General features: G+C 66.2%; 10 protein-coding genes. 7 read left to right on the top strand and 3 right to left on the bottom strand.

Annotated elements, in window-relative coordinates; translation table 11 throughout:
• A partial coding sequence (locus tag AAF184_22125) for a putative 2OG-Fe(II) oxygenase (protein MEO0425048.1) occupies nucleotides 1–295 on the top strand: 295 nt, incomplete at its 5' end.
• 62 nt (nucleotides 296–357) lie between these two features.
• Here AAF184_22125 and AAF184_22130 read toward each other — a convergent pair.
• Both AAF184_22130 and AAF184_22135 read right to left on the bottom strand, forming a co-directional pair.
• Nucleotides 358–1,143, bottom strand: coding sequence for a methyltransferase (locus tag AAF184_22130; GenBank protein ID MEO0425049.1), 786 nt, complete (start codon nucleotides 1,141–1,143; stop codon nucleotides 358–360).
• Between the two features lie 114 nt (nucleotides 1,144–1,257).
• Nucleotides 1,258–2,244, bottom strand: a complete 987-nt coding sequence (locus AAF184_22135; GenBank protein ID MEO0425050.1) for an FAD-dependent oxidoreductase — start codon at nucleotides 2,242–2,244, stop codon at nucleotides 1,258–1,260.
• Between the two features lie 364 nt (nucleotides 2,245–2,608).
• Between AAF184_22135 and recQ the strand changes: the two genes are divergently transcribed.
• The gene (gene recQ / locus AAF184_22140) at nucleotides 2,609–4,474 is read left to right on the top strand and encodes a DNA helicase RecQ (protein MEO0425051.1); all 1,866 of its coding nucleotides are present in this window, start codon (nucleotides 2,609–2,611) and stop codon (nucleotides 4,472–4,474) included.
• Nucleotides 4,475–4,915: 441 nt separating this feature from the next.
• The gene (locus AAF184_22145; GenBank protein ID MEO0425052.1) at nucleotides 4,916–5,590 is read left to right on the top strand and encodes a hypothetical protein; all 675 of its coding nucleotides are present in this window, start codon (nucleotides 4,916–4,918) and stop codon (nucleotides 5,588–5,590) included.
• 91 nt (nucleotides 5,591–5,681) lie between these two features.
• Here AAF184_22145 and AAF184_22150 read toward each other — a convergent pair whose 3' ends face one another.
• A complete protein-coding gene (locus tag AAF184_22150; protein MEO0425053.1) occupies nucleotides 5,682–6,902 on the bottom strand; it encodes an alpha/beta fold hydrolase in 1,221 nt (406 codons plus the stop codon).
• Between the two features lie 122 nt (nucleotides 6,903–7,024).
• Here AAF184_22150 and AAF184_22155 point away from each other — a divergent pair, with 122 nt between their 5' ends.
• From AAF184_22155 to AAF184_22170, 4 genes are all read left to right on the top strand, one after another.
• Nucleotides 7,025–8,161, top strand: coding sequence for a transporter substrate-binding domain-containing protein (locus AAF184_22155; GenBank protein MEO0425054.1), 1,137 nt, complete (start codon nucleotides 7,025–7,027; stop codon nucleotides 8,159–8,161).
• A 243-nt stretch (nucleotides 8,162–8,404) separates the two neighbouring features.
• Nucleotides 8,405–9,331 (top strand): ABC transporter ATP-binding protein, encoded by a 927-nt coding sequence (locus AAF184_22160; protein MEO0425055.1) that lies wholly within the window; start codon nucleotides 8,405–8,407, stop codon nucleotides 9,329–9,331.
• Complete coding sequence (locus AAF184_22165) at nucleotides 9,328–10,089, top strand: ABC transporter permease (GenBank protein MEO0425056.1); 762 nt, start codon at nucleotides 9,328–9,330, stop codon at nucleotides 10,087–10,089. Before AAF184_22160 ends, AAF184_22165 begins: the two co-directional genes overlap by 4 nt.
• Nucleotides 10,090–10,194: 105 nt before the next feature.
• Nucleotides 10,195–10,773: hypothetical protein (locus tag AAF184_22170; GenBank protein MEO0425057.1), on the top strand; the 579-nt coding region annotated here is incomplete at its 3' end.

Here is a 10,773-nt window from a genome sequence, read left to right on the forward strand (position 1 = left end):
GTCCGGATCACTCTACTACTGCGACCTGCCGGCGCCCGTCGCCAGCATGATCTTCGACAAGCACAACAATTATCAGCAGCTCGACCTGCACCCGGGCAAGGCCAAGCGCAACATCTACAACACGCCGATGAACGTGGTCACGCCCGAGGCGGCGGATCTGATCCTGTTCTCCTCGGCGCTGCAGCACTTCGTCGAGACCAACAACGCCGGCGAGCCGCGCCACTCGATCGCCTTCAACAGCTTCGTGCGCGGCAAGCTGGGCAACTACCGGGATGTCTCAGAGCTGACGCTCTAGGTAAAGACAACTGGTCGCCGCCGCCCAAGCGGCGGCGACTCCGAAAACGGCCCAGGCCAACGCTACTCAGGCTTGCGGAACAGCAGCGTGAAGCGATCCGTATTGCCCGTCACCGTCTTACGGCCCACCTCGTAGCGAAGCTCGTCGTCCGCCCGGTAGTGCAGGTCGGTGAAGTCGACGAACTCGAAGCCAACCGCCTCGATTTCCTTAATCATCAGCACGGGGTCCATGCGGCGCCAGTTCTCATCGTTGTCGCCCTGCATGTGCCGGCGCGTGTGATCGACCACGCCGTAGTAGCCACCGGGCTTGAGCGCGGCAAAGGTGGCCTCGTTGAGCTCCTTGCGACCGTGCTCGCTGAAGTTGTGCAGGTTGCGGAAAGTCAGGGCGAGGTCGACGTCCGTCACGTCCAATCCGAGGTCGTCCACGTCGTTGCGCCGACCGTCGCGGCTGAACTCGCCGGTGACGTCCACCACCTTGACGCCGGCGAAGCCCGGCTCAGTCTCCAAGTTCTGCACCACGTAGCGAGTACCCACGGCGACGAACAGCTCGCCCTCATCGGCCAGCACCTGGGACAGGATCTTCGTGTACCAGCCCCGTCCGGGGATCAGCTCGAGCACGCGCATGTCCGGCGTCAGACGCATGAACGCCAGCGTCTCCGCGGGCAGGCGGTTCTCATCACGTTCCTTCTCGGCATCGGTGCGGAACGGGGCCTCGAGAGCGGCGCCGACCTTTTCGGCGAGGGGCGAAGCTTCCGCCTCCCCTTCCTGAGCGTGCGCGGGCAGCGCCGCGCAGAGAGCGCTTAGGCTCAACAAGGCGGTGGCAGCCAGACGTTCGGGCTGGAACAACATGGGGTCTCCTTCCGTTGTGAGTGGGTCTGTGGTGTGGACCGTCCGCAGGACGCGGCGTTCGCACCTTACGGTCTGCGCTGCGCAGGCACCAGCTTCACCGGGCCCAGTCCCCGCCTACGCTGCCCCTTGGAGCCAACGGTCGGCCGCCGCTCGACCGCCACGCCAGGCCCCCTCGACGCGAGAGCCGAAGGCCCAATCGCCGGTGGCGAGGAGCGACTCGCCGGCGAGAGACACCAGCTGGTCGTCCAACGGCGCCCGCGCGATCGCATAGCGCCAGCGGTGGGCGGTGACCCCGGTGGCCGGGCAGCCCTCGCTGGCACCTGGCAGGGCACGCGCGGCAGCGAGCAGTGCGGTGCCTGCCTCTTCACGCGTCATTTCCAGGTGCGCCTCCGACCAGTCGGGGCTCGCGTGCAGCACCCACGCCTCGTGATCGGCACGGCCGGGGCGTTGGCGCTGGGAGCTCACCCATGAGAGGGGTCCGACGTTTACGAAGGCGGCATCGAAGCGCTGCAGCAACGGCCTGTCGAAGGTGGCGAGGACGGCCCAGCAGGGCCGCATCTGCACCGCGACCAGCATCCGCTGGATCTGCTCGTCACATGTGTCCACCAACGCGGCCACTTGCTGTGCTGGCGCGGTGATCAACACGCGTCTCGCCAGCGCGACCTCTCTTGTGCTCGAACGCACGGCCCAACCGCCGTCCACCGGCGCTATCCCCTGCGCCTGCCAACGGTACTCGCATTCGCGCAGCTGACCGGCGAGATGGGCACAGATGGCACTCATCCCCGGCACGCCCACGAAGCGCTCAGGCGAGCGCGTCTTCTCGACGATGCCCTGCTCGTCGATCACCGCCAGGCGAGGGCTCCAGGGAGCGACCAGGTCACTCGAGAGCCAGCCATCCACGGCTTGGCGAAACGCAGGGTCACGCGCGGTGAAGTACTGGGCACCGTGATCGAAGCGCAACTCACCATCGCGGCGCGTGCTCATGCGACCGCCAGGCCCGCGTGCTTTTTCCACCACGCGAACGCGCCAGCCTTGCCGTTCGAGGGTGTTAGCCGCCACCAGGCCCGAGAGGCCAGCACCGATGATCAGGGCGTCATGCACGGCAAGCTCCGTCGGTTCGCCGGGAGGCCGTAGCCGCACCTAGCGCTTCTGGAAGGTGAAAAAAAAGAAGGCGGCCGAAGCCGCCTTCCCGTAGATGGGCCGGTGTCCAGCCCTTGGACGATCATCCGAGCGCCCGTGGCACGCTTAGGGGTTACCCGTCACCGCGCCACTGACACCAAGACCGAACGTACCGGCACGCAATCCACTCGACATTGGATCACCTCCTTTTTCGCTATGAGCCTACGAAGCAGTATGCCCACGGGACCGCGCCAGCACCAGCATCTGGTTCACCGTCGAGCATTTCGCGCCTGGTGCGCCGGTAATGCGACGGTGAGATCGCCAGCGCTTTGCTACCATGCGCCGCATGGCCAGCCTGTTCGATGCACCTCCCGCACGTAGCGCCCACGCGGTCCTGCGCGACACCTTCGGCTACGACGCCTTCCGCCCCCCGCAGGACGAGATCGTCGAACTGCTCATACGCGGCGAAGACGCGGTCGTGCTCATGCCCACCGGCGGTGGCAAATCGCTCTGCTACCAGATTCCATCGATCGTGCGCCCGGGCACCGGCATCGTGATCTCGCCGCTGATCGCCCTGATGCAGGATCAGGTGGAGGCCCTGCGCCAACTCGGCGTGCGCGCTGCCTGCCTCAACTCGACGCTGGAGCTGTCGCAGGTACAGGCCGTGGAGCGCCAGTGGCTGAACGGCGAGCTCGACCTGCTGTACGCCGCGCCCGAGCGCTTGATGACCGATCGCTTCCTCGCCCTCCTCGAGCGCGCCCAGCCCGCCTTGTTCGCCATCGACGAAGCCCATTGCGTCTCGCAATGGGGGCATGACTTTCGCCCCGAGTACATTCAGCTCAGCGTATTGCACGAGCGCTTCCCCGAGGTGCCGCGGGTGGCTTTGACGGCCACGGCGGACGCCCCCACCCGACGGGAGATCGTCGAACGCCTGGGCCTTGGGCGTGCACGCCAGTTCGTCTCGAGCTTCGATCGTCCGAACATCTGTATCACCGTCAACGAGGGCGCGAGCAACGCCCGCGACCGTCTCCTGCGCTTCGTCCGCGAACGCCACGCGGGAGAGGCAGGCATCGTGTACTGCCTGTCACGGCGCAAGGTGGAGTCGATCGCCGAGTACCTCGCCGCTCAGGGGCTCACGGCCCTGCCCTACCACGCAGGTCTCGAGAAGGACGCGCGCGCAGACGCCCTGCGCCGCTTCATCCGCGAGGAGGGCGTGATCGTGGTAGCCACGATTGCCTTCGGCATGGGCATCGACAAACCGGATGTACGCTTCGTCGCCCACCTGAACATGCCGAAGAGCCTCGAGTCGTACTACCAGGAGATCGGCCGCGCGGGTCGCGACGGCCTGCCCTCCGACGCCTGGATGGCCTACCAACTCCAGGACGTGATTCAGCTGCGGCAGATGATCGAGGGCGCCGGGGCGGATGATGAGCACAAGCGCGTCGAGCGCACGAAGCTCGATGCCATGCTCGGTTACTGCGAACTCACCAAATGCCGGCGTCAGGCGCTGCTGGAATACTTCGGGGAGACCTTGGACGAGCCATGTGGCAACTGCGACGTCTGCCTGCAGCCGCCGGAGCTCTTCGACGCCACCGTGGCCGCGCAGAAGGCGCTCTCCGCCGTCCATCGCACCGGCCAGCGCTTTGGCGTGAACTACCTCATCGACGTCTTGCTCGGTAAACCCGACGAGCGCATCACCCGCTTCGGTCACGACCGCCAAAGCACCTACGGCATCGGCACGGAGTTCGCCCCCCACGAGTGGCGCGCGGTGTTCCGCCAGCTCATCGCCCACGGCTACCTGGCGGTCGACCTCGAAGGTCATGGCGGCCTTCACCTGACCCCCGCGTGTCGTCCGGTCCTTCGGGGGGAGACGCAGCTCTCCATGCGTCGCGCGATGAAATCGAATGCAAGCGCCGGCCGTCGCCGACGCCGCAACGCTGCGGACGTGCTCGACCCGAGTGCCCTGGCGCCGGAGGACGAGCGCCTATGGGAAGCGTTGCGCAGCACGCGCAAGCAATTGGCCGACGAGCGCGGTGTCCCCTCCTACGTCATCTTCAGTGACGCGACGCTAGCGGACATGTTGACTCGCCGGCCCACCGACGCGCAGACCCTCCTGGCCGTCTCCGGCGTCGGCCAGTTCAAGTTGGAGCAGTACGGTGAACAGTTTCTTGAGGTGCTGGCGGCCCATCCGCCTGGCTTCGATCCGGACTGAGACACGCGCTGTACAGCGGCGTCCTTGCGCAACCGCGCGCGAAGAGGTCTGGGTAAGCCCCCTCGCGCCTGACCGCTCATCGATTTTTCTCAGGGTGATAAGCGGCCGCGGCAGCACTTGGATTAAGTAAAATAATCGAGTGAACTTGGCAAAAAGGGCGGCTGTCGACGCCTTTTCGAGCGTTTTTTCATCCAAATCGACCGAAACCACGAAACACCGCTACCTACGACCCAAGGACAAGGTTCACAGTCGTTGTCGGAAAAGGTCGACGGCCTTCACATGTTTGTAAGCCAGAACCCGCTAAGTTGTAGGGAAAAGGTGGGTTCCACCTTAGACTTGGACCAAGCCGGCACGGACGGCGGCTCGCACTCGAAGACGACCGAGCGAACCACCGCTGACCTTGCACCGCAACAACCAACCTGATCAAGGACGAGAAGTGACATGATGACGCCCTCCTCCCGCATCGCTGCCGCCTTCGCCACAGCCCTGCTCGCTGGCCTCGCCACCGCCGGCGCCAACGCAGCCACCGTGACCTACCAAACGGGCCCGGGCTTGCAGCTCGATATCCCGGACGATTCGCCGGTGGGCGTCTCCAGTTCGATCGACGTGGGCGACAGCGCACAAATCATCCGCGTGGGCCTCCTGGCTCTCGTCGAGCACACCTGGGCCGGCGATCTGATCTGGACCCTCACCGGTCCTGACGGCACCGAGATCACCCTCGCAGACCGCCCCGGCGGTGTGGACGGCGGCGTTGGCGACAGCTCCAACCTCTCCGCGAGCACGGCGATCATCTTTGGCGACAACTCGCCGGTCGACGCGGAAGAGATGGGCGGCGGTAGCTGCGACAGCTCCGATAGCATCATCGGCGTGGATTGCATGCGTTGGTTCGCACCGGACGATGCCCTCAGCACCTTCGCAGGCACGGATACCCTCGGCACCTGGACCTTGTTCCTGACCGACAACGCCGGCCTGGACACCGGGTTCCTCGACGGCTGGCTGATCGCCTTCGAAGTGTCGGAGATCACCGCCGTGCCGATCCCCAGCGCCTTCCTGCTGATGGCCTCCGCCCTGGTGGGTGCGGGCGCCCTGCGTCGCCAGACGTCTGTGAACGCCTGAGGCGAGCTACCACGACATCGCTCAGGGCTGCTGCTCAACCAGCCCCCTCGACGAGCCGCTCACGGAGTCATCCTGAGCGGCTCGTTGCGTTTCAGCTCTCGGTGCGGATCTTCACTTCCGGCGCTTCGAGCGTGCGATGCACGGGGCAACGATCGGCGATCTCCAGCAGACGTATCCGCTGCTCCTGCGTGAGGTCGCCCTCCAGAGTGATGTGGCGCCGGAACTCGTCCACCTTGCCTTGGCGGGTCTCGCAATCGGCACAGTCCTCGGCGTGCACCTTGGCGTGACTGACGCGCACGGTCACCCGCTCCAGGGGCAACTGCTTGCGGTCGGCGTACATGCGTAAGGTCATGCTAGTGCAGGAGGCCAGGGCGCTCGAGAGCAGCCCGTAGGGCGTAGGCCCGGCATCCGTACCGTTCACGCTGGGGGGTTCATCGGCGATCAAGGCGTGACCGCCAGCGAGGATATCCGTTCGGTAACCTTGCCCGGTCGCGGCCACCACGTCGTGCCCCTGGGGCGCCAGGGCTGGCACTCCAGTCGAGGGCTCCCCAACGTAGCGCACCGCCCAGGCCGCCAGCACCTGCGCCGCGTACTCGGCATCCGCCGGACGGGTGAGCAGGTGATCGGCATCATCCAGGGTCACGAAGCTCTTCGGGTGCTTGGCCGACTGGAAGATCTTCGAGGCGTTGTCGATCGACACGGTGTCGTCGAGGGGGGCATGCATCACGAGCAACGCTCGACCCAAGCGGCTCAGGCGCTCCGCTGGCGCGCCTTCAGCCACCAGGTCGTCGAGGAATTGGCGACGAATGCGGAAGGGACGACCGGCGAGCGAGACGGTGGCTTCCCCATCGCGTTCGATCTCCTGACGCGAGTCATCGAGCAGGTGCGCCACGTGCCCCGGCTCGTAGGGGGCGGCGATGGTGGCGACGGCGCGCACGGATTCGAGGCGGGAGGCCGCCTTCAGCACGGCAGCGCCGCCCAGCGAATGCCCGACGAGCAACGCGGGCGCCTCCACCTGCTCGCCCAGCCACTGCGCCGCGGCCACGAGGTCATCGACGTTGGATGAGAAGTTGGTGTCGGCGAAGTCGCCCTCGCTCTCGCCGAGCCCTGTGAAGTCGAAGCGCAGCACACCGATGCCCGCATCGGCCAGCTGGCGCGAGATCACCCGGGCCGCACGGATGTTCCTCGTACAGGTGAAGCAATGGGCGAACAAGGCCCAGGCACGCACGGGGGTGCCCGCCGGCGGGCGCTCCAGCTGCCCCGCCAGGCGCTCGCCTTGTGCGTTGTCGAACAACACCTTCTCACTGTTCATGGCTAATCCTCTCCGCCACCGCGTCGCGGACGCGGTTGTAAACACTCATGGCAGCACTGTTGCGATTCTCGGCGAATCGTTACGGTTCGGTGTAGTCCCACACCCGAATCACGAGAAGCAAAATGTCGGTGACCGCCCTGCTCCCCATGCTCGCGCGCCTGCGCGCCTCCCTGTTGCCCGCGGCGCTCGCCTTACTCACGGTGGCAGGCCCGGGCCACGCCCAAGAGGTACCGCAAGCGGCGGGCGCCGAGGACGGGCAGCGCTCTGCCCCCCTGGTGATCGCGACCCGTGAAGCGCCGCCCTTCGCCCTGCGCGATGGTAACGGCGAGTGGGAGGGCATCACCGTGGCCCTCCTGCGTGAGCTCAGCACGACGCTGGCCTTCGACTTCGAGCTGGTCGAAATGGACCTCACCCAGATGTTGGACGCGGTGCAAGCGGGCGAGGTGGATGCCGCGGCGTCCGCCATCACGATCACCGCCGAGCGCGAGAGCGCCGTCGACTTCACCCACCCCTTCTACTCGTCGGGTCTCGGCATCGCCGTACCGCGCAAGTCGTCGGGCTCGCTGTTCTCCGCCCTCGGACGCTTTGGCTCCCTCGCCTTCCTCGAGGCCGCCCTCGCTCTGCTCGCCCTACTCACGGTGGTGGGGGTGATCGTCTGGTTGGCCGAGCGTCGACGCAACGATCAATTCCCCGAGTCGCCCCTGGAGGGCGTCGCCAGCGGCATCTGGTGGTCCGCCACCACGATGACCACCGTCGGCTACGGTGACAAGGCGCCGGCCACCCTGCCCGGGCGGGTGGTGGGGCTGATCTGGATGTTCGCCAGCATCATCATCATTTCGGGCTTTACGGCGGCGATCGCCACCGCCCTGACCGTCGATCGGCTGGAGAACACGATCAGCGGCATCGACGACCTCCAGGGCCGGCGCGTGATCACGGTTACGGGGAGCACGAGCGCGGCCTACCTCGACGATCACCTGATTCGCCATCGCACGCGCCCCGCGGTGGAGGACGCCATCGCCGCCCTCGCGGCGGGTGAGGCGGATGCGGTGGTGTACGACATGCCCATCCTGCGCTACCTCGCCGCCACTCAAGCTAACGACACGGTACGCGTGCTGCCGAATCAGTTCGCTCACCAGGACTACGGTATCGCCCTGCCGAACGGCTCGCCCCTGCGCGAGGCAATCAACCAGGAGATCCTGCGCCATACGCGCAGCGCCGAGTGGGAGCGGCTGCTGGCCACCTACCTCGGGGAAGACTAGGGATCTCAGGACGCTAAAGGGAGGCGAGGCGTTGCCCTGGGGTAAGGGGGCAACGCCCGCCGATTGGCTCCTCGGGGAGCCGCCGCAGCGGCCGGAGCTCTTATTGCTTTCGTCGCAGCGAACGTCTCGAGCGAGCTGGGGAGCCGGGGGGCAAGGGCTGGCTCGATGACGTTCTGTAGGGCTTAGCGCCACGGCGCGGGGGATTCCCTCACCGCTCCCCCATCGCGTGTACCATGCGCCGCCATGGACAACGTCATCACCATCCGAAGCCTGGGCAAGCGCTACGCGTCCGGCCACGTCGCCCTGAAGTCCATCGACCTGGACATCCGGCGAGGCGAGATCATCGCCCTCCTGGGCCCCAATGGCGCTGGCAAGACCACGCTGATCAGCATCATCTGCGGCATCGTCCAGCCCACCTCTGGCGAGGTGCGGGTCGATGGTGCCGACATCACCCGGGACTTTCGCGCGGCGCGCGCCGCCATCGGCCTGGTGCCCCAGGAACTGGCCACGGACACCTTCGAGACCGTGTGGGCCACCGTGAGCTTCAGCCGTGGCTTGTTCGGCAAGGCGCCCGACCCCGCCTACCTCGAGCAGGTGCTGAAGACGCTCTCGCTCTGGGACAAGAAGGACGCGCGCATCCTCACCCTCTCCGGCGGCATGAAGCGACGCGTGCTCATCGCCAAGGCGCTCTCCCACGAGCCGAGCATCCTGTTCCTGGACGAGCCGACGGCTGGCGTCGACGTGGCCCTGCGCAAGGACATGTGGGCGGCCGTGCGCTCCCTGCGCGACCGTGGGGTCACCATCATCCTCACCACCCACTACATCGAGGAAGCGGAGGATCTGGCCGATCGTATCGGCGTCATCAACCACGGGGAGCTGTTGCTGGTGCAGGAGAAGGACGAGCTGATGCGCCGCCTCGGCCGCAAGGAGTTGGTGCTCGACCTGGCGACCCCCCTCGACGCGTTGCCGCCGCGCTTGCGGGACATGGGCGTGGCCTTGAGCGAAGGCGGCGAACAACTGGTGTACACCTACGATACGCGCGGCGAGCGCACGGGCATCACCACCCTGCTGAACGCCCTGCGCGAGGCCGACGTGCAATTCCAGGATCTGCACACCTCGCAGTCTTCCCTCGAGGACATCTTCGTCAGCCTCGTCGAGGAAAGTGCATGAACTTCCGCGCAGTAGGCGCCATCTACCGCTTCGAGATGGCGCGCACGCTACGCACGCTGATGCAGAGCGTGTTCTCCCCGGTGTTGTCCACCTCGCTCTACTTCGTCGTGTTCGGCGGCGCGATCGGCTCGCGGATCGAGGAGATCGACGGCGTGCCCTACGGGGCCTTCATCGTGCCCGGCTTGGTGATGCTCTCGCTGCTCACGCAGAGCATCTCCAACGCCTCCTTCGGCATCTACTTTCCCCGCTTCTCCGGCACGATCTACGAGATTCTCTCGGCGCCCATCTCCGCCCTCGAGATCGTCCTCGGCTACGTCGGCGCGGCGGCCACCAAGTCGATCGTCATCGGCGTGATCATCCTCGTGACAGCCTCTTTCTTCGTACCGATCGAGGTGAAGCACCCAGGATGGATGTTGACCTTCCTCCTGCTCACCGCGATTACCTTCAGCATGTTCGGTTTCCTCATCGGTCTTTGGGCCGAGGGCTTTGAGCAACTGCAGGTGATACCGCTGCTGGTCATAACACCGCTGGCCTTCCTCGGCGGCAGCTTCTACGCGATCGATATGTTGCCTCCCTTCTGGCAGAAGGTGACGTTGTTCAATCCGGTGGTGTACCTGATCTCTGGCTTTCGCTGGAGCTTCTACGAGAACGCTGACGTCGGCTTGACGATGAGCGTGGCCATGACCTTAGTGTTCCTTGGCCTGTGCACCGGCGCGATATGGTGGATCTTCCGCACGGGCTACCGCCTGCGAGCGTGAACTGCATCTACCTGACAAAATCGATCACCGCGACTTTGCGCACGGCGCGTAGCATGGTGCCGCGCCTACACTGCTCCGAGCTTTCTGCCCGGAGCCTTCCATTACGTGAACCGCTTCACGCTCACCTCGGTCGTCGCGCACGGCCTGTCATCGCTTCGCCCCTGGTTCGTCGCCCTCGTCCTCGCCGCGGGAACGGCTTGCGTTCCTGTTGAGGAAGGCACCGACGTCGCCGGTGGCGATGTCCCTGTCGACGACGCCCCGGCGGGCGATCCCATGGACGACCCCGTCGGCGACGTCGGGGATACCCAGGTTGATGATCCCATCGACGATCCCATCGACGATCCCATCGACGATCCCATCGACGATCCGATGGACGATCCGATGGACGATCCCATGGACTCCCCCGCCGACGATCCGGCGGACGCCCCAGCGGACGATCCCGTCGATGACCCCATGGATGAACCGTCGGAGGACCCGGTGGACGATCCCGGACCGGGCCCTGGACCGGGACCTGGGCCCGGCCCAGACCCGGTAGACGATCCAGCTGACGATCCAGCTGACGATCCAGCTGACGATCCAGCTGACGATCCAGCTGACGACCCGGCCGACGACCCGGCTGACGACCCGGCTGACGACCCGGCTGACGACCCGGCCGACGACCCGGCTGACGACCCGGCTGACGAC

The sequence above is a fragment of the Pseudomonadota bacterium genome (assembly GCA_039815145.1).
Taxonomy (GTDB): domain Bacteria; phylum Pseudomonadota; class Gammaproteobacteria; order Steroidobacterales; family JBCBZW01; genus JBCBZW01.

Coding starts and splice junctions, on each gene's coding strand:
- AAF184_22155 (MEO0425054.1), top strand. CDS start 7,025: ATGTCGGTGACCGCCCTGCTCCCCATGCTCGCGCGCCTGCGCGCCTCC.
- recQ (MEO0425051.1), top strand. CDS start 2,609: ATGGCCAGCCTGTTCGATGCACCTCCCGCACGTAGCGCCCACGCGGTC.
- AAF184_22150 (MEO0425053.1), bottom strand. CDS start 6,902: ATGAACAGTGAGAAGGTGTTGTTCGACAACGCACAAGGCGAGCGCCTG.
- AAF184_22165 (MEO0425056.1), top strand. CDS start 9,328: ATGAACTTCCGCGCAGTAGGCGCCATCTACCGCTTCGAGATGGCGCGC.
- AAF184_22160 (MEO0425055.1), top strand. CDS start 8,405: ATGGACAACGTCATCACCATCCGAAGCCTGGGCAAGCGCTACGCGTCC.
- AAF184_22145 (MEO0425052.1), top strand. CDS start 4,916: ATGATGACGCCCTCCTCCCGCATCGCTGCCGCCTTCGCCACAGCCCTG.
- AAF184_22130 (MEO0425049.1), bottom strand. CDS start 1,143: ATGTTGTTCCAGCCCGAACGTCTGGCTGCCACCGCCTTGTTGAGCCTA.